Here is an 18,752-nt window from a genome sequence, read left to right as displayed (position 1 = left end):
CTCCGCGGCGCGGCCTCATTAAGCCAAAAGCTTAATTTCCCCCCTCCATAAATGATTACGTCATTCCTATATGAATCTGACTGAACTCAAGCAAAAGCCGATTACCGACCTGCTCCAGCTGGCCGAAGAAATGGGCATAGAAAATATGGCCCGTTCGCGCAAGCAGGACGTGATTTTCTCCCTGCTGAAAAAGCACGCGAAAAGCGGCGAGGAAATCTCCGGTGATGGCGTGCTGGAGATTCTCCAGGACGGCTTCGGCTTCCTCCGCTCTGCTGACGCCTCCTATCTTGCCGGCCCAGACGATATCTACGTCTCGCCGAGCCAGATCCGTCGCTTCAACTTGCGCACCGGTGACACCATCGTTGGCAAGATCCGCCCTCCGAAGGAAGGCGAGCGTTATTTCGCCCTGCTCAAGGTCGACACGATCAACTTCGATCGTCCCGAGAACGCGAAAAACAAGATTCTCTTCGAGAACCTGACGCCGCTGTTCCCGACCGTGCGCATGAAGATGGAAGCCGGTAACGGTTCCACCGAAGACTTGACCGGTCGTGTGATCGACCTGTGCGCCCCGATCGGCAAAGGCCAGCGTGGCCTGATCGTCGCACCGCCGAAAGCCGGTAAGACCATCATGCTGCAGAACATTGCAGCGAACATCGCGCGTAACAATCCTGAAGTTCACCTGATCGTGCTGTTGATCGATGAGCGTCCGGAAGAAGTGACCGAAATGCAGCGCACCGTGCGCGGCGAAGTGGTTGCCTCCACGTTCGATGAGCCGCCAACCCGCCACGTGCAGGTTGCCGAAATGGTGATCGAGAAGGCCAAGCGCCTGGTCGAACACAAGAAGGACGTGGTGATCCTGCTCGACTCCATCACCCGTTTGGCCCGTGCCTACAACACCGTGATCCCGAGCTCCGGCAAGGTATTGACCGGTGGTGTCGATGCCCACGCCCTGGAGAAACCGAAGCGTTTCTTCGGTGCTGCGCGGAACATCGAAGAAGGCGGCTCGCTGACCATTATCGCCACCGCACTGGTTGAAACCGGTTCGAAGATGGACGAAGTGATCTACGAAGAGTTCAAGGGTACTGGCAACATGGAACTGCCCCTGGACCGTCGCATCGCGGAAAAACGCGTGTTCCCGGCGATCAACATCAACCGTTCCGGCACCCGCCGTGAAGAGTTGCTGACCGCCGACGACGAACTGCAGCGCATGTGGATCCTGCGCAAGCTGCTGCACCCGATGGACGAAGTCGCTGCCATCGAGTTCCTGGTCGACAAGCTGAAAACCACCAAGACCAACGACGAGTTCTTCTTGTCGATGAAACGTAAGTAATACGACGCTTCAGGTCCGAAAGAATGGCGCCCTCAGGGGCGCCATTTTTTTTGTGCCGGTTTTTTAAGCATTCTCTGTACCCAAATGCACCGCGATAAGCTGCCAGCGGCCGCCATAGCAGGTAGGATGTACGCCTATTTTACGGGTGGCATGGTTAATGAAATTCAAGGATCTTCGGGATTTCGTGCAGCAACTTGAGCAGCGCGGAGAGTTGAAACGTATCCAGATGCCGATTTCCCCGGTGCTGGAAATGACTGAGATTTGCGACCGTACCCTGCGCAACAAGGGCCCGGCGCTGCTGTTCGAGAACCCGACCGGCTTTGATATCCCGGTGCTTGGCAACCTGTTCGGTACGCCCGAGCGCGTGGCCTTTGGCATGGGCGCCGAGTCGGTCAGCGAATTGCGCGAGATCGGCAAGTTGCTGGCCTTCCTCAAGGAACCCGAGCCGCCCAAGGGGCTGAAGGATGCCTGGTCGAAGCTGCCGATCTTCCGCAAGATCATTGCCATGGCCCCCAAAGTGGTCAAGGACGCGGTGTGCCAGGAAGTGGTCATCGAAGGCGACGATGTCGACCTGGCCATGCTGCCGGTGCAAACCTGCTGGCCAGGCGATGTCGGCCCTCTGATCACCTGGGGCCTGACCGTCACCAAGGGCCCGAACAAAGACCGCCAGAATCTCGGTATCTACCGCCAGCAAGTGATCGGCCGTAACAAGGTGATCATGCGTTGGCTGAGCCACCGTGGCGGCGCGTTGGACTTCCGCGAGTGGTGCGAAAAACACCCCGGCAAGCCGTTCCCGGTTTCCGTGGCCCTGGGTGCCGACCCGGCCACCATCCTCGGCGCCGTGACCCCGGTGCCCGACAGCCTGTCCGAATACGCCTTCGCCGGCCTGCTGCGCGGTAATCGCACCGAACTGGTGAAGTGCCGTGGCAACGACCTGCAAGTGCCGGCCACGGCTGAAATCATCCTCGAAGGCGTGATTCATCCGGGTGAAATGGCCGATGAAGGTCCTTACGGCGACCACACCGGCTACTACAACGAAGTCGATAGCTTCCCGGTGTTCACCGTCGAGCGCATCACCCATCGCATCAAGCCGATTTATCACAGCACCTACACCGGCCGTCCGCCGGATGAGCCGGCCATTCTGGGCGTGGCGCTCAACGAAGTGTTTGTGCCGATCCTGCAGAAGCAATTCCCGGAGATCACTGACTTCTACCTGCCGCCTGAAGGCTGCTCGTACCGCATGGCCATCGTGACCATGAAGAAGTCGTACCCAGGCCATGCCAAGCGGGTAATGCTCGGTGTGTGGTCGTTTTTGCGACAGTTCATGTACACCAAGTTCGTTATTGTTACCGACGACGACATCAATGCCCGCGACTGGAACGACGTGATCTGGGCCATCACCACGCGCATGGACCCCAAGCGCGACACGGTGATGATCGACAACACGCCGATCGACTACCTCGACTTCGCCTCGCCGGTTTCAGGCCTGGGTTCAAAGATGGGCCTGGACGCCACTCACAAGTGGCCGGGTGAAACCACCCGCGAGTGGGGCCGGGTGATCGTCAAGGATGAAGCCGTCACCGCCCGTGTCGATGCGATCTGGAAAGAATTGGGAATAGATTGATGCGTGTAACCCTGCAACCTTCCGGCGCCGTGCTGGAGCTGGTCCCCGGCGAGCGAATCCTCGAAGGCGCGCGCCGCCTGGGCTACGAATGCCCCCAGGCCTGTCGCAACGGCGTGTGCCATGTGTGCGCCGCGCTGTTGGTGGAAGGCCGGGTTCAGCAGGCCGGTGAAGTGCGTGATCACGGCGAGTTCTACACCTGTATCGCCGAGCCGCTGGAAGATTGCATTGTGTTGTGGGATGGCGTGCTGGCGCCGGGAGAGTTGCCGTTGCGCAAGTTGTCGTGCCAATTGAGTGAATGCGTCGAGGTGGGTGGCGATGTGTGGCGCGTGCGCCTGCGTGCGCCGGCCGGCAAGGCGGTGCGTTACCACGCCGGGCAATACCTGATGATCGAGCGTGAGAACGGCGAGAAGTCGGCGTTTTCCCTGGCCTCCGCGCCCCACGCCGGGCGCGAGCTGGAGCTGCATGTGCTGGCCCGCGAGGACAGCGCGCGCACCTTGCTTGAGCAGCTGCAACGCAACCAGATGGCGCGCGTCGAGCTGCCTTTTGGTGATACCCACCTGGCCGAGCTGCCGGATGGGCCGCTGGTGTTGATCGCTGCCGGTACCGGCATGGCGCAGATGCACAGCCTGATTGAACACTGCCGTGCTTCCGGCTTCAAACACCCGGTGCACCTGTACTGGGGCGTGCGCCGTCCGGAAGATTTCTACGAGATTGAGCATTGGGACCAGTGGCTGCAACTGCCCAACCTGTTCCTGCACAAAGTCGTCAGTGACCTGTGCGGCTGGGAAGGGCGCTGCGGGCTGTTGCATGAAGCGGTGTGCGAAGACATCACCGATCTCAAGGCTGTGCACGTCTACGCCAGCGGTTCACCGGCCATGATCTACGGCACGCTGGATGCGCTGGTCGAGGCCGGAATGGATGCACACCAAATGCGTGCCGATGTGTTTGCCTACGCGCCACGCCCCTAAAAGCGTACGCCAGTGGTGACCATCGCCGCATTGAACCCCAGCAGCACCACTTCCGCCGCCACCGGTCCGTAATGCGCGCCCACCGACGGAATGATCACCGGCGCCACGCCGAAACGGTTCAACGGGATCTTGTCGCGGTACTTGCCGCGATAACCCTGGATCGCCCCGCCTGTCAGCTTCAAATACACCGGATAGTCGGCCATGTCGTAGCGCTTGCCCGCATACGCGTAGTACGAACGCTGCCGAAACGAGTTGCGAAACGTCGCCCCACCATACACAAAACCTGAGGCTTCATTGCGCTCCAGGCCGATCAGGTCCTGGTTGTTGTTGTGCTCGGGATCGGGTGCGAAGTGCCGGGTGTAGACGCTGGTCTGCGCGTACCAGAAGCCCTTGTCGTCTTCAGTGGCCGGCGCTTCGCCCGCCAACGCGGTGGTGGCCTGGGCCAGGAGCAGCAGGCCAGGCAGTCGGAATTTTTTCATGGGTGCGACCTCGGTAGTCGGTTTGATGGGCGGCTAGGTGGGTCGTGATCTGTGTCCTATTTTGACGGCTTGGCACGTTTTCAGGCTGAACCGGGGCTGAAAGTAGCGGGATTGGCCCCTGCGATCCTGACGAATGGGCCATTTTGCTTATGCATTCGCTTATGCTTTAAAGGTATTTAATTTGTTACATAAATATCCTTAAGCTATATCGCAACGGACTACCGACTCAATCACAACCACCAACAACTGACCGCCACCGCCCGCCAGCCGGATCGATCGTATGAACTCAGAGCACGACGTTCTGGTTTTTGATTCAAGGGGAGCGGTATGGGGAGCTACAAGCAACACGCGCTGTACTCGGCGATTTTGTCGGCCAATTTGCTGACCGCCGTGGGTTTCAATCCAGTCTTCGCGGCCGAAACGTCCGCCACCGATGTGCCCAAGCTCGACACCGTGATCGTCACCGGCACCCGCGCCCAAGAGCGCACGGCCAGTGCGTCGCTGTCGCCGATCGATGTGATTTCCGGCGACACCCTGCGCAGCACCGGTTCCGATGAGCTGGGGGCGGTGTTGGCGCGGCTGATACCATCGATCAACTTCCCGCGCCCAAGCCTGGTGGACGGCGCCGAACTGGTGCGCCCTGCGCAGTTGCGCGGGCTGTCGCCGGATCAGGTGTTGGTGCTGGTCAATGGCAAGCGCCGCCACACCAGTGCTTTCGTCAACTTGGGTGGGGCGGTGGGCCGCGGCTCGGCGCCGGCGGATTTGAATGCGATTCCGCTGTCGGCGGTCGACCATATCGAAGTGCTGCGCGACGGCGCCTCCGCGCGCTACGGCTCGGACGCGATTGCCGGGGTGATCAACGTGATCCTCAAGCACGCCGACCATGGCGGCTCGATCTCCTCCAAGTTCGGCGAGTACAAGAAGGGCGACGGCATCCAGCGCAATCTGAGTGGCAACACCGGCGTGGCATTGGGTGATAACGGCTTTATCAACCTCTCGGCCGAAGGCGCCGACAACGATTACACCAACCGCGCCGGCAAGGATTTCCGCTCAGCCAGCGTAGGCTCCACGACCTACGGCCAGCAGGTGTTTCGCCAGGGCGAGCCGGCCACCAATGAAGGCAAATTCCAGTTCAACTCGGAATATTCCTTCAATGATGCGGCCGAGTTCTACACCTTCGGCGGCTACAGCAAGCGGCGCGGCGAGACGGCGGCGTTCTACCGGGCGAGCAATGCGTCCAACAATATTCCGGCGCTCAATCCCAATGGCTACCTGCCGTTGATCAAGGGCAACCTGGAAGACACGTCGTTGGTGGTGGGCCTGCGCGGGCTGTTGGCCTATGACTGGCATTACGACCTGTCGGCCAACTACGGCAAGAACCAGTACGAGTTGAGCACCGAAACCATCAACACATCCCTGGGCTTGGCCACGCCGCGCAAGTTCGACAATGGCACCCTGAGCAACGACCAGAAGCAAGTCAGCCTGGACCTGTCCCGTGAATTCGACGTGGGCTTCCTGCCGTATCCGGTTTCCGTGGCCTTTGGTGGCGAATACCTGCGCCAGGGTTATGAGATTGAAGCAGGTGAGCCAGCGTCCTACTACCAGACCGGCAGTTCGGGCCTCGGCGGTTTCCGTGATGCCGACGCCGGCAGCAGTTCGCGCCACAACTGGGCGCAGTACCTGGACCTGGAAACCAACTTCACCGAAAAACTCAGCGCCTCGGCTGCCGTACGGCATGAGGATTACAGTGACTTCGGTTCCAACGTCAGCGGCTCGCTGTCGGCCCGCTACGACTTCACCCCGCAGGTGGCCCTGCGCGGCAGCATTTCCAACGGTTTCCGCGCGCCGTCCCTGGCTCAGCAGAACTTTGCGTTCACCTCATCGCAGTTGATCGGCAGCGACATTCGCGAGGCCGGTACTTTCCCGGCCTCCAGCCAGGTCGCGCGCCTGCTGGGCGCGGAGGACCTGAAGGCCGAGAAGTCGCGTAACTACAGCCTTGGCCTGGTACTGGAGCCCGCCGATGACCTGACCGTGACGGTGGACGTATACCGCATCGATATTCGTGACCGTATCAGCCTGTCGTCGAACCTCAACCTGGACCCGGCCACCCAGGCTTATCTGCGCGCCAATGGCGTGGGCAACATCAACTACACCACCGCCCGCTACTTCACCAACGCCACCGACACCAGCACCGACGGCGTCGATCTGGTAGCCAACTACCGCTACCAGTTCGATAACGGCATCCGTTGGAACAGCACCGTGGGCTACAACTACAACCACACCAAGGTCACGGATGTGAAGCCCAACCCGGCCATCCTCGACAGCCTGGGCGCCAACCTGGTGCGGGTGGATCGTCGTGAGAAAAGCGGTTTGCTGGGCGATACCACCCCGGAACACAAGCTGAGCCTGGGTAACGACTTCACCTTCGGCAATTGGGCGCTGCACAGCAACCTGGTGCGCTATGGTGAATTCACCAGCTACCAGGCCGACAAGGCCAACGACCAGACCTTCAAGGCGGCCTGGGTGCTGGATTTGTCGGCGGACTACAAGCTGAAGAACTGGACCTTCACCCTCGGCGGCGACAACGTCACCGATAAATACCCGGAAAAGGTCAATGCCTTCGCCAGCAGTGGCGGCAACCTCGCCTACAGCACTTTTTCGCCGTACGGTTACAGCGGCGCGTTTTATTACGGTAAAGTTGCTTACAACTGGTAACACACAGGAGGCGTCCCGCTATTCGCCATGACCGCCATTGAAACCGATCTTCTGCAATTGGCTTACCCTCCGCGGCTCGATCTTGGGCCGCAACTCACTCACGAACAATTGATGAGCTCGATGCAGGCCACCATGGCCCGGCATAAGGGTGGGCCGGTCTGGCTGTTTGCGTATGGTTCGCTGATCTGGCGCCCTGAGTGCTCGTCCACCGAGCGGATGCGGGCACGGGTCCACGGTTATCACCGGGGCCTGTACCTGTGGTCCCACGAGCACCGGGGCACACCGGAAATTCCAGGGTTGGTCTTTGGGCTGGATCGCGGCGGTTCCTGCAGCGGGTTTGCCTACCGCTTGCCGGAAGATCAACTGGAGGCCTCGCTCTATGCCTTGTGGCAGCGTGAAATGCCTTATCCCTCCTACCGGCCGCATTGGCTCAGTTGCCGCCTCGAAGATGGCAGCACGGTGCAGGCGTTGGGATTTGTCTTGGAGCGGCACTTGCCCAGCTACGCCGGTAACCTGCCCGACATCGTGCTGAACCACGTGTTGCAGAGCGCTTGCGGGCGTTACGGCACCACTCGCGATTATGTCGAGCAGACCGTCAACGCCCTGCGTAGCCACGCCATGCCAGATAAGAACCTGGAGGCGCGGCTCAAGCGTTGTGCAAAGGGTTGCTCAGGCGCTTAACGCGCCGAGCTGACGCTGTTGGTGTGCCACAGCGTTGGGATCAGGAAGGCGATGGCCAAGATACATGCGCCAATCAGCAGTACGAAACCACCGTCCCAGCCGAAATGGTCCACGGTGTAGCCCATGGCCGCACTCGCCGCCACCGAACCACCCAGGTAACCGAACAGACCGGTGAAACCCGCAGCGGTGCCGGCGGCTTTCTTCGGTGCCAGTTCCAGCGCCTGCAGGCCGATCAGCATCACCGGGCCGTAGATCAGGAAGCCGATGGAGAACAGCGCGATCATGTCGATCATCGGGTTACCCGGCGGGTTGAGCCAGTACACCAGGGTCGCCACGGTCACCAATGCCATGAACACAATGCCGGTCAGGCCACGGTTGCCACGGAAGATCTTGTCCGACATCCAGCCGCACAGCAGCGTGCCCGGAATACCGGCCCACTCATAGAAGAAGTACGCCCACGAGGATTTATCCACGGTGAAGTGCTTGGCTTCTTTCAAGTAGGTCGGCGCCCAGTCCAGCACGCCGTAGCGCAGCAGGTAGACGAACACGTTGGCGAAGGCGATATACCACAGCATTTTGTTGCGCAGCACGTACTTGACGAAGATTTCCTTGGCGCTGAATTCGTCTTCGTGGCTGGCGTCGTAGCCTTCCGGGTAGTCGTTCTTGTACTTCTCGATCGGCGGCAGGCCGACCGATTGCGGGGTGTCGCGCATGGTGATGAAGGCAAATGCCGCCACGGCCAGGGCCACGGTGGCCGGTACGTAGAAGGCTGCATGCCAGTCGTTGAACCAGGCCATACCCAGCAGGAACAGCGGGCCGATCAGGCCGCCGCCGACGTTATGCGCCACGTTCCACACGGACACCACGCCGCCGCGTTCTTTCTGCGACCACCAGTGCACCATGGTGCGTCCACTCGGCGGCCAGCCCATGCCTTGGGCCCAGCCGTTGATGAACAGCAAAATGAACATCATGGTCACGCTGGACGTCGCCCAAGGTGCGAAACCGAAAATGAACATCACCCCGGCGGAAACCAGCAGGCCGAAGGGCAGGAAGTAGCGCGGGTTGGAGCGGTCGGACACCAGGCCCATAAGGAACTTGGACAGGCCGTAGGCAATCGCGATGGCCGACATCGCCAGGCCCAGTTCGCCACGGGTATAACCCTCGTCGATCAAGTAGGGCATGGCCAGGGAGAAGTTTTTGCGCAGCAGGTAGTAACCGGCGTAACCGAAGAAAATACCGGCGAAGATCTGCCAGCGCAGGCGTCGGTAGGTACTGTCTATTTTTTCTTCAGGCAGGGGCGCCTGGTGGGCGGCAGGACGAAAGAAAGCAAACATTCAAGAGCTCCAAATTTCTTGTTTTGACTGCGGATGCGAATGTTACAGTTTCGTTACCGAAAATAGCATCGCCTCTTATCTGCAAACACAGGAAATGAGAGCAATTGCATGTTCTCTTACGAACATGTCGCGAATAGATAAGTGGTGGTCGTTTTATCAGTGTGGGGCTGGCGAGCAGCCCCAACGACGGCTCAGCGGGTTTGGACGACCACTTTACCAACAGCCTTGCGCTGCCCCAGGTCATTGATCGCCTGGGCGGCCTGCTCCAGCGGGTACACCTGCGACACCAGCGGCTTGAGCTTGCCTTCACCATACCAACTGAACAACTGCTGGAAGTTCGCCGCATTGTCCTGCGGCTGGCGCTGGGCAAACGAACCCCAGAACACCCCGACCACCGCCGCACCCTTGAGTAGCGCCAGGTTCACCGGCAGCTCCGGAATGCGCCCGCTGGCAAAACCCACGACCAGCAGGCGGCCGTTCCAGGCGATGGCGCGGATGGCTTGGTCAAACAGATCGCCACCCACCGGGTCGTAAATCACGTCGGCGCCGTTGCCGTCGGTGAGACGCTTGATCTCGTCTTTCAGGCTGGCTTCGCTGTAGTTGATCAGCTCATCGGCGCCGGCGGCCTTGGCCACTGCGAGTTTGTCGGCACTACTGGCGGCAGCGATTACCCGCGCGCCCATGGCCTTGCCGATTTCCACCGCGGCCAGGCCCACGCCACCGGAGGCGCCGAGCACCAGCAGGGTTTCGCCGGGTTGCAGGTGGGCGCGTTGTTTCAGCGCGTGCATGGACGTGCCGTAGGTCATGCTGAAGGCGGCGGCGGTGTTGAAGTCCATGCTCGGCGGAATCGGCAGCACGTTGTAGGCGGGCACCGCGACCTGCTCGGCAAAGCTGCCCCAGCCGGTCAGCGCCATCACCCGGTCACCGACTTTGAGGTGGCTGACCTTTTCCCCGACTTCACTGATCACGCCCGCTGCCTCGCCACCCGGCGAAAACGGGAAAGGTGGCTTGAACTGGTACTTGCCCTCGATGATCAGCGTGTCCGGGAAGTTGACCCCGGCGGCATGCACGTCCAGCAGGATTTCGTTCTTCTTGATCGCCGGGCTGGCGATCTCTTCCAGCACCAGGGTTTCGGCGGGGCCGAAGGCTTTGCACAGCACAGCTTTCATCGGACTATTCCTTTTGGCGTCGTGGCCGATAAGTGTAGGAGGGTACGCCCGTGGGTCAACGAGCATGCCCCGGCCTGATAAGCCGCTATAAGCTTGTGCTCTGCCTTGCTAGCGTTATGCTACCCGGCAACCGAATGTGAGGAATGAACTGTGAAAGCGTGGATCCTGTTGATGCTGGCCCTGACGTTGCCCATGGCAGCCCAGGCCGAAGAAGCCAAAGAAGGCGAGGCGCCGAAGGTCAGCTATATCAGTCTGAGCCCGCCGTTCGTGGGCAACTACGGGCTGGATGGCACGGCGAAACTCAAGGTGTTCAAGGCCGACATCGCCCTGCGCGTGACCGGCCCCGAAGCGGCTGCTGCCGTCAAAGCCAACGACGCGCTGATCCGCAACCAACTGGTGGCGTTGTTCACCCAGCAGACCAACGAGGCCATGAGTACCGTTGAAGGCAAGGAAAAACTGCGTCAGGAGGCCCTGAAGCAAACCCAGCAAGTGATGAATGACGAGACCGGCAAGCCGGTGGTGGAAGATTTGTTGTTCAACAACCTAATCATCCAATAAGAGCGCCGCGCGGTGTGCCCTTTACTCCGCGCGGCCTACGACAGTGTGTAGTCAGTAAGAGGACGTGTTGAAAAAACTATTCTGTGGTCGAGCGACTGAATAAATAGCCTTTATTCACTCGGGGATCTCTTTGGGCATCCTTGTCAAATATGATTTCGACGTTTACGACTTCAGTGCCATGACTAAGCTTGGATACGGAGCTGGCCCATGTGTGCCATGTATTGTTTTGCATGGCATTATCGATAGAAAGTGTGCCGCCCAGTAGCAGCGTTACATTGTAATTTGCTTTGTTTCCTCCATGGTTGTCGCCCTTGTCAATTTTGTATTGAGTGGTGGATAGAGTAAATTCGTTGCCAACAAATTTGTAATGGAGTCTCAACCACCCCCTGAAGCCGTCCTTGGAGAGATCGACCTCATGGGTGCCGGATAGCGAGTCCACGTTCACATGTACTACTTGAGTTTTTGAAGGGGGGGCTTCGACCTTGCTCTTTTTATCTGATGAAGTCGCCATTTGTGGTGTTCCCCTATATCAATGGAATTAGGCGGGTTTTCCTGGCTAATTAATCATTCGTAGTAGGGGATTCCAACTGTCATAAATGACAGTTGTTTATATTTATTTCGAATGTTGAGTGTTTTTATATAGCCAATGTGTCTTTAGTTTCGACTGTTAAGACGTGAGGGTTTTTCTGAAACGCATTAGTGCCACTGCAAAAAACAGCAACCCAATTCCCGCCAATCCCAACAATTCCGGCCAGACTACGTTTACTCCTGCATCCCGAAACAGAATCGCCGCACTCAAACTCACAAAATGCGTCGACGGCGAGCCCTGCATCACCCACTGCAACCACTCGGGCATGCTGTCCAACGGCGTACTGCCGCCGGACAACAACAGCATCGGGATAATCACCGGAATCGCCAGCAAGCCGAACTGCGGTGTCGAGCGGGCCAGCGTGGCCAGAAAGATCCCCAGCGCCGTACTGGCAAACAGATACAGCGCCGTCACAAACAGGAACAAACTCAGCGACCCGGCCAACGGCACGCCAAGCAACCCCTTGACCACCACCTCCAGCGACACCCAGGTACACAACACCACCACCAGCATGTTGCTCCATATTTTCGCCAGCATGATCTCCAGCGCCGTCAGCGGCAGCACCAGCAAATGGTCAAGGGTGCCGTGTTCGCGCTCGCGCAGCAGCGCGGTGCCGGTGAGCACAATGGCCAGGATGGTGATGTTGTTGACGATCTGGATCACCGCCAAAAACCAGCCGCCTTCCAGGTTGGTATTGAACAGCGCCCGCGTCGTCAGCAGCGCCGGCGCCTGGCTGGCGGCATCGGTCTGGCCGCCGTAGGCCAGCAGTTCGCGCTGGAAAATCCGCCCGATGTAACCGGCGCCCATGAATGCCTGGCTCATCGCCGTGGCGTCCACGTTCACCTGCACGCCGGGTTGGCGGCCGGCCAGCAGGTCAGCCTGGAAGTTCGCCGGCACATTGATCACGAATGTGTATTCGCCGCTGTCCATGACCTTGTCCAACTGGTCATAGGCCAACGGCGTTGGTGCCTGAAACTCGGGCGGCTGCAGCGCCTCGGCCAGTTGTCGCGACAGCGAACTGTGGTCTTCATCGACAAACGCCACGCTGGCGTTGTGCACACCGATCACCGAGCCGGCGGCGGGCATATAGATGGCGACGGTGAAGGCGTAGAACAGAAACAGCAGCAAAACGCTGTCATGGCGCAGGCTGGTCAGTTCCTTGATCCCCAGGCGCAGGATATGCGCGAACTTATGCATCAGGCCTCCTGCTTTTTGAGCATGACCAGGCTCAGCCCGGTAAACCCGACAAAGAACCCGAACAGCGCCAGGCATTGCGGCCATAACTGGCGCAGGTCCAGGGCCTTGGTGAAGGTGCCCACGGCGACATCAAGGAAGTGCCCCGCCGGAAATAGCATGCCCATCAACGCCGCCGCGCCTTCCAGGGACGAGCGCGGCACGATCAGCCCGGAGAATTGAATGGTCGGCAGGCTGGTGATGATCATGGTGCCGAGGATCGCCGCGATCTGGGTGCGAGTGAACGCAGAAATCAGCAGGCCCATGCTGGTGGTCGCCAGCACATAGAGCAGGCCGCCGAACGCCAGCGTCAGGCCGCTGCCCTTGAACGGCACGCCGAACAGCCAGCGGTTCATCGCCACCAATACCGCCAGGTTGACCAGGCTCACGGCCAGGTACGGCGCCTGTTTGCCGAGCAGAAACTCCAGGCGAGTCAGGGGCGTGGCGTAGAAGTTGGTGATTGAGCCCAGTTCCTTCTCGCGCACGATGCCGAGGGCGGTGAGCATCGCCGGGATAAACGCCAGGATCAGCGCCATCACACCGGGGCCGATGGCATTCACGCTGACTACGTCCTGGTTATAGCGAAAGCGCGTTTCCAGCTTGGCGGCTGCTGGATTGTTGCGCGGCAGGCTGCTCAGTTCGGCCAGTTGCTGAAGGTTTTCCTGGTGCACGGCCTCGACATAGTTGCGGCTGGTTTCCGCGCGAAACGGCATGCCGCCATCGAGCCAGGCGGCCACGCTGGGCTGGCGGCCGGCGTAGAGATCGCGGCCAAAGCCCGGTGGGATCTCCAGGGCCAGTTTGATTTCCGAACGTTGCAGGCGCCGGTGCAATTCAGTTGAGTCCTGAATCGGCGGCTGCTCGGCGAAGTAGCGTGAGCTGCGGAACGCCTCCAGGTAGGCGCGGCTTTGCGGCGTCTGGTCCTGGTCGTAGACGGCGAAGGCGAGTTTCTCCACATCCAGGGAAATGCCGTAGCCGAAGATCACCATCATGAACATCGCGCCCAGCAACGCGAAGGCCATGCGTACCTTGTCGCGCAGCAGTTCTTTGCCTTCGCGGCTGGCCACCGCCAACAGGCGGGCCAGGCTGAAACCGCGTTTGCTCACCGGCGGCGCGCTGGTTTCGCTGACGGTTGCGGCGGGCGCCGTGGGCTCAGGTTCGCCTTGGGCCTGTTCCAGGCAGGTGACGAACGCCGCTTCCAAAGTGTCGCCCTGGAACTGCCGTTGCAGCGCTTGCGGCGTATCGCAGGCGAGCACCTTGCCCGCGTGCATCAGGGAAATGCGGTCGCAGCGCTGGGCCTCGTTCATAAAGTGCGTGGACAGGAAAATCGTCACACCTTGTTCGCGGGACAGCTCGATCAGCAATCGCCAGAAATCATCCCGCGCCGCCGGGTCGACGCCCGAAGTCGGTTCATCAAGGATCAGCACTTCCGGGCGATGCAGCACTGCCACGGCCAGTGACAAACGTTGGCGCAGGCCGAGGGGCAGTTCGCCGGAGGGCTGTTCGGCCACGTCGCCGAGATCGAAACGCTGGATCAGCTCATCAATGCGCGGGCCGCTGTCAGCCTTGGGCAGGTCGAACAATTGCGCATGCAGCACCAGATTCTGGCGCACGCTGAGTTCGCCATACAGCGAGAAGCTTTGCGACATGAAACCCACGCGCTTGCGGGTCGCGAGGTCCTTGGCGTTTACCGGATTGCCCAGCAGCGTCGCGCTGCCCTCGGTGGCCGGCATCAGCCCGGTGAGCACCTTCATGGTGGTGGTCTTGCCGCAGCCGTTGGAGCCGAGGAAGCCGAAGATCTCGCCGCGGCCAATGGCGAAGCTGACCTTGTTCACGGCGGTGAAATCCCCGAAACGCAGGGTCAGGTCGTGGGCTTCGATGGCGATATCGGTGTTGTTGCTTTCCCTGGGCGGAATCACCAGCGGCTGGTTGGCGTGGGCGCTGTCGCCCTGGAAGTGGGTGAAGGCGTCGTCCAGTTTGCCGCTGGCGGTCGCGCCCGCCAATTCACGGCTTAGTCCGTCTGCAATCAGCTTGCCGCGATCGAGCATCAGGCAATGTTCGAATTGCTCGGCTTCTTCCATGTAGGCCGTGGCCACCAGCAGCGTCAGTTGCGGGCGTTCTTGGCGGACGCTTTCGACCAGCTCCCAGAAGCGCCGGCGTGACAGTGGGTCGACGCCGGTGGTGGGCTCGTCGAGGATCAACAGGTCCGGGTCGTGGATCAGCGCGCAACACAGGCCGAGTTTCTGCTTCATCCCACCGGAGAGCTTGCCCGCCGGGCGTTCAGCGAAGCGCGCAAGGTCGGTGGCCAGCAGCAGGTTGTGCATGCGCTGGTCGCAGTCGGCTTTCGACAGGCCAAACAACGTGGCAAAGAAACGGATGTTCTCGCTGATGGACAACTCGGGATACAAGTTGCCGCCCAGCCCTTGAGGCATAAAGGCGATGCGCGGGTACAGGCTGTTGCGGTGGCGGCGGTCTTCAATCGCACCGCCCAGCACTTGCAGTTGACCGTCCTGGAGCTTTTTGACCCCGGCGATCAAGCCCAGCAGGCTCGACTTGCCCGCACCATCCGGCCCGATCAACCCGCAACGCGTACCGGCTGGCAGGCTGAACGTGATGTCGACCAGGGCCTGTTGCTTGCCATAGCGATGGTTGATCGCCGTGGCTTGCAGCGCCAGGGCGGTCATTGCAGGTTGGCCGGCCAGTCGATATCAGCCGTGCGCACGTAGCCGGCGCCGGGCATGCCGGGTTTGGCCTGGGGCACGGCGCTGGGTTGAGTCAGGCGCAGTTTGACGCGGAACACCAGTTTCTGGCGTTCGTCGCGGGTTTCCACTTCCTTGGGGGTGAACTGGGATTTGGCGGCGACAAAGCTGATCTTCGCCGGCAGCGGTTGGTCGGGCAGGGCGTCGAGCAGAATGCGCGCATCGCTGCCGACGGTTAGCCGGCCCGGTGACGGAGGCTGGCAGGTAGAGGTTCATGTATTGATCGTTGGGGTCGATCAGCAACAGGACGCGCCCGCCCGCGCCGAGCACTTCGCCCGGCTCGGCCAGGCGCAGTTGGATAATCCCGTCGAGGGGCGCGCGCAGGCTGCTGTCATCGATCTCACTGGTGAGCTGGGCGACCTGGGCTTCGGCGGCGCCAATCGCCGCCTTCACCGAATTGACTTGGGCTTGCGCGGCAATCACGGCGGCGTTGCCGGTGTTCTGCCGTGCCTGCTGTTGGTCAATCAGCTGGCTGCTGGCGAAGCCGCGCTTGTACAGTTCCTGGGTGCGCTTGAGTTCCTGGTTGGCCAGCAGTTGCTCGCTCTGGCGCAATTGCACGTTGGCCTCGGCGGCCGCGAAGTTTTCCTTGGCGCGCAGCACTTCGGCTTCGGCCTGGGCGCGCTGGGCTTCCAGCGTGCGGGTGTCCATGCGTGCGAGCAGTTGGCCTTTGAGGACCTTGTCGCCTTCGTCCACGCGTACTTCGGCCAGGCGGCCGGGGATCTTGGCGGCGATCTGCACTTCGGTGGATTCCAGACGGCCATTGCCCATGCTCAGGCCTTCGGGCAGGCGGTCCTGGGTGGAGCGCCAGTAACCGAAGCCGCCGGCGCCCAGCAACAAGGCAATGAGGGCGATGGCGAAAAGGCGTGAGGCGTGGTGGTTCGTCGACATGGCTGCTTCCTGCGGCATTAGCGTCCTAGTTTGAGCGGTTTGCCCCGGCGGGGCTTTGATACCGGTCAGTTAAAGCAAATTGATCACGGCGGCCCATTGCTCGGGCGTGACGGCCATCACTGAAAGGCGGCTGCCTTTTTGCACCAGGGGCAGTTCGGCAAGGGCGGATTGTTGTTTGAGGTAGCCCAGGCCAAGCACGTTGGGGAAGGTCTGGACGTGAGCGACATTGATCGCGCTCCACGGATTTTTTTCCGGAGTGGCCTTGGCGTCGAAGTAGTGGCTTTCGGGCTCCAGCGCGGTGGGGTCCGGGTAGGCCGCCTCGACGATTTTGCCGATGCCGGCAATGCCCGGCTCCGGGCAACTGGAGTGGTAGAAGAAAAATTGGTCACCCACCGCCATGGCACGCAGGAAGTTGCGCGCCTGGTAGTTGCGAACCCCGTCCCAGCGCGCTTCGCCGAGCTTTTCCAGGCCTTTGATAGAGAGTTCGTCGGGCTCGGATTTCATCAGCCAATAGGCCATTTTTGGGCTCCTGAAAAAAGCAGTGGGCAAGTTGTCAGGCAATTTGATGACAAACCGACAGTCGGTTGGCGCCAAGGTTTGCGTGTTGGTTCACGTTACCGCAGAATGCCGGCTTTTAAAGCTTGACGCAGCTGCAACGGACTACTTTGGAACGTTGTTGTCATCGTGTACGAGGTGCCTGCAGGGGGGCAATCGATGCAACGTAAACCGGATTTACTATGGATTTTGGTGATTTTGTTTGGTCTGGGCGTCGTGACCACCGGGTATGCCCAAAGCTTATGGTCGAACAAGACCGATGCGCCCGTTGAACTGGCTCAGCAGCAGCCGCAACCGTTCAAACGCTGACTCTTCTTTCAAGGCGCCGCTGATTCCAGTGGCGTCTTCGCACTATACCAATGCTTATCGGTGACGGTGCCCGCCAACGGCACATCCCAGCTTGCCTGTATCAATCGATCGACCTTCTGACATTCATGGGCCAGACCCAACAGCGTCGGCTTGCGCCAGCTTTGGCGGCGCGCCAGGTAGGCCAGGCTGCGATCGTAGAACCCGCCGCCCATGCCCAGGCGTCCACCGGCATCATCGAACCCCACCAACGGCAGCAGCACCAGGTCCAAGGCCCAGACTTTGCGCTGGCGGCTGATATTCACCCGTGGCTCCAGGATGCGAAAGCGATTGGGCAGCAGCTTTTCCCCAGGCCTGACGCGCTGGAACACCATCTTGGTCCGTGGCCAGGCGCTGAGCACCGGCAGGTAAGTGGCCTTGCCCCGGCGCTGGGCGGCGCGCAGCAGCAGGCGCGGATCGATTTCACCGTCCGTCGGTAGATACAAAGAGATATGTTTGGCCCGGCGAAACAGCGGGTGCTGTGCCAGTTGCCGATACAGGCCCTGGGCGGCCTTGCGTTGCTCGCTCGGCGTGAGGGCGCGGCGGGCTTTGCGCAACATGCGTCGAAGTTGCGGACGGGAAAGCGGCGCAGGTTCGGTCATGGTTTCCGGCTCATAAAACAATGCCAGTCCGAGGACTGGCATTGAGTTTGGGAATTCAGGCTCCCCGACAGAGCCGCTGTCGACTTAGCCCTTGAACCCGAAAGTTCAAGGTGGAAGATGCAGTAGGCTTTAAGGCTTTCCGTCTAGCGGACATGCACACCAGCCCAACGTGCAACTTCCAGGGTAGTGCGAATCGGCTCAGGGACATCGCCGACTGGCAAACACGCCAGGGAGTGGGGCGAGTATACCTTAAACAGTCGCGGCAATCAGCCCTTGGGTGCGTCTGAATCGCTGGAAAGCACCAGATCGACACGCTCCAGCAGGTCGCGCACCTGCTCACGCGTCGAGCCGCTGGCCTGCACGTCAGGGCGTTCCTGCTTATGCAGCAGATCGTGGGTAATGTTCAGCGCGGCCATCACGGCGATACGGTCGGCGCCGATCACTTTGCCGCTGCTGCGGATTTCACGCATCTTGCCATCCAGGTAGCGGGCGGCGCTCACCAGGTTGTTGCGCTCTTCCTGGGGGCAGATGATCGAATATTCTTTATCCAGGATCTGCACGGTGACGCTATTGCTTGAACTCATGAGTCTTGCTCCAGGGCCTTCAGGCGCGAAATCATCGATTCGACCTTACGCCGGGCGATTTCGTTTTTTTCAATGAGGTGAGCGCGTTCCTCGCGCCAGGTCTTTTCCTGAGCTAATAGGAGTCCGTTTTGACTCTTTAGTTGCTCGACCCGGGTAATTAGCAATTCGAGTCTGGCCATCAGCGCTTGCAGGTCGGTGTCTTCCATTGGGTTCCACTGGATTTGTCTGATGAATGGCAACTGCAGGATAAACGATCTGACGCCCTTGATAGTCTTGGTACGTCTGCCGGTGCTAGGATACAGCGCTCCATTCTAGACATTGCGCCGTCTGGCGCCTAGCTCA

At 60.3% G+C, this 18,752-nt stretch carries 17 protein-coding genes, 1 other RNA gene and 1 pseudogene; 7 read left to right on the top strand and 12 right to left on the bottom strand.

Features of this window, described 5'->3' with window-relative positions; all coding sequences use genetic code 11:
• The first annotated feature begins 70 nt into the window (after positions 1-70).
• The 3 genes from rho (at position 71) to AYR47_RS05660 (ending at position 3,922) form a co-directional block, all read left to right on the top strand.
• Positions 71-1,330, top strand: coding sequence for a transcription termination factor Rho (gene rho / locus AYR47_RS05670; RefSeq protein ID WP_016973082.1), 1,260 nt, complete (start codon positions 71-73; stop codon positions 1,328-1,330).
• A gap of 157 nt (positions 1,331-1,487) precedes the next feature.
• On the top strand, positions 1,488-2,954 hold the full coding sequence (gene ubiD / locus AYR47_RS05665; RefSeq protein WP_003176824.1) for a 4-hydroxy-3-polyprenylbenzoate decarboxylase: 1,467 nt from the start codon (positions 1,488-1,490) through the stop codon (positions 2,952-2,954).
• Entirely contained in the window at positions 2,954-3,922 is a 969-nt protein-coding gene (locus AYR47_RS05660; protein WP_033897532.1) for a CDP-6-deoxy-delta-3,4-glucoseen reductase, read from the top strand. The genes ubiD and AYR47_RS05660 overlap by 1 nt, the downstream gene beginning before the upstream one ends.
• Here AYR47_RS05660 and AYR47_RS05655 read toward each other — a convergent pair.
• Positions 3,919-4,401, bottom strand: coding sequence for a hypothetical protein (locus AYR47_RS05655; protein ID WP_033897533.1), 483 nt, complete (start codon positions 4,399-4,401; stop codon positions 3,919-3,921). The two genes, AYR47_RS05660 and AYR47_RS05655, sit on opposite strands and share 4 nt — an antisense overlap.
• 327 nt (positions 4,402-4,728) lie before the next feature.
• Here AYR47_RS05655 and AYR47_RS05650 point away from each other — a divergent pair, with 327 nt between their 5' ends.
• Both AYR47_RS05650 and AYR47_RS05645 read left to right on the top strand, forming a co-directional pair.
• Positions 4,729-7,116, top strand: coding sequence for a TonB-dependent receptor plug domain-containing protein (locus AYR47_RS05650; RefSeq protein ID WP_033897534.1), 2,388 nt, complete (start codon positions 4,729-4,731; stop codon positions 7,114-7,116).
• 27 nt (positions 7,117-7,143) lie between these two features.
• Positions 7,144-7,797: a gamma-glutamylcyclotransferase gene (locus AYR47_RS05645; protein ID WP_061434553.1), complete on the top strand. Its 654-nt coding sequence runs from the start codon at positions 7,144-7,146 to the stop codon at positions 7,795-7,797.
• Here AYR47_RS05645 and glpT read toward each other — a convergent pair.
• Positions 7,794-9,131, bottom strand: coding sequence for a glycerol-3-phosphate transporter (glpT, locus tag AYR47_RS05640; RefSeq protein WP_033897536.1), 1,338 nt, complete (start codon positions 9,129-9,131; stop codon positions 7,794-7,796). The genes AYR47_RS05645 and glpT overlap by 4 nt on opposite strands.
• Before the next feature lie 191 nt (positions 9,132-9,322).
• On the bottom strand, positions 9,323-10,300 hold the full coding sequence (locus AYR47_RS05635) for an NADPH:quinone oxidoreductase family protein (protein WP_033897537.1): 978 nt from the start codon (positions 10,298-10,300) through the stop codon (positions 9,323-9,325).
• A 150-nt stretch (positions 10,301-10,450) separates the two neighbouring features.
• On the opposite strand from AYR47_RS05635, the gene AYR47_RS05630 reads away from it, so the two are divergent.
• Entirely contained in the window at positions 10,451-10,858 is a 408-nt protein-coding gene (locus tag AYR47_RS05630) for a flagellar basal body-associated protein FliL (RefSeq protein ID WP_016978962.1), read from the top strand.
• A 76-nt stretch (positions 10,859-10,934) separates the two neighbouring features.
• Here the strand turns inward: AYR47_RS05630 and AYR47_RS05625 are convergent, their stop codons facing one another.
• From AYR47_RS05625 to AYR47_RS05605, 5 genes and pseudogenes are all read right to left on the bottom strand, one after another.
• Positions 10,935-11,369 carry a hypothetical protein gene (locus AYR47_RS05625; protein ID WP_033897538.1) on the bottom strand — a complete coding sequence of 145 codons (435 nt, stop codon included), beginning with the start codon at positions 11,367-11,369 and terminating at the stop codon, positions 10,935-10,937.
• Between the two features lie 156 nt (positions 11,370-11,525).
• Positions 11,526-12,644, bottom strand: coding sequence for an ABC transporter permease (locus tag AYR47_RS05620; protein WP_033897539.1), 1,119 nt, complete (start codon positions 12,642-12,644; stop codon positions 11,526-11,528).
• A complete protein-coding gene (rbbA, locus tag AYR47_RS05615) occupies positions 12,644-15,361 on the bottom strand; it encodes a ribosome-associated ATPase/putative transporter RbbA (RefSeq protein WP_061434551.1) in 2,718 nt (905 codons plus the stop codon). The genes AYR47_RS05620 and rbbA overlap by 1 nt, the downstream gene beginning before the upstream one ends.
• Positions 15,358-16,324 (bottom strand): annotated as a pseudogene (locus AYR47_RS05610) (HlyD family secretion protein). The gene rbbA and the pseudogene AYR47_RS05610 overlap by 4 nt, the downstream one beginning before the upstream one ends.
• Before the next feature lie 69 nt (positions 16,325-16,393).
• Complete coding sequence (locus tag AYR47_RS05605; RefSeq protein WP_033897542.1) at positions 16,394-16,843, bottom strand: EVE domain-containing protein; 450 nt, start codon at positions 16,841-16,843, stop codon at positions 16,394-16,396.
• A 195-nt stretch (positions 16,844-17,038) separates the two neighbouring features.
• Here AYR47_RS05605 and AYR47_RS32670 point away from each other — a divergent pair, with 195 nt between their 5' ends.
• Positions 17,039-17,188 (top strand): hypothetical protein, encoded by a 150-nt coding sequence (locus AYR47_RS32670; RefSeq protein ID WP_010207387.1) that lies wholly within the window; start codon positions 17,039-17,041, stop codon positions 17,186-17,188.
• A gap of 8 nt (positions 17,189-17,196) precedes the next feature.
• Here the strand turns inward: AYR47_RS32670 and AYR47_RS05600 are convergent, their stop codons facing one another.
• The 4 genes from AYR47_RS05600 to AYR47_RS05585 all read right to left on the bottom strand — a co-directional run bounded on the left by AYR47_RS05600 (position 17,197) and on the right by AYR47_RS05585 (position 18,616).
• Positions 17,197-17,826 (bottom strand): 5-formyltetrahydrofolate cyclo-ligase, encoded by a 630-nt coding sequence (locus AYR47_RS05600; RefSeq protein ID WP_033897543.1) that lies wholly within the window; start codon positions 17,824-17,826, stop codon positions 17,197-17,199.
• A 57-nt stretch (positions 17,827-17,883) separates the two neighbouring features.
• Positions 17,884-18,062: non-coding RNA, 6S RNA (ssrS, locus tag AYR47_RS05595), on the bottom strand.
• Between the two features lie 30 nt (positions 18,063-18,092).
• On the bottom strand, positions 18,093-18,410 hold the full coding sequence (locus AYR47_RS05590) for a cell division protein ZapA (RefSeq protein WP_003176812.1): 318 nt from the start codon (positions 18,408-18,410) through the stop codon (positions 18,093-18,095).
• Complete coding sequence (locus AYR47_RS05585) at positions 18,407-18,616, bottom strand: TIGR02449 family protein (protein ID WP_007982902.1); 210 nt, start codon at positions 18,614-18,616, stop codon at positions 18,407-18,409. The genes AYR47_RS05590 and AYR47_RS05585 overlap by 4 nt, the downstream gene beginning before the upstream one ends.
• Positions 18,617-18,752 lie beyond the last annotated feature (136 nt).

Origin of the sequence: Pseudomonas azotoformans, assembly GCF_001579805.1 — a bacterium.
Lineage (GTDB): Bacteria > Pseudomonadota > Gammaproteobacteria > Pseudomonadales > Pseudomonadaceae > Aquipseudomonas > Aquipseudomonas azotoformans_A.
Note: the sequence above shows the minus strand (reverse complement) of the source record. Positions and strands in the feature narration are given on the sequence as shown.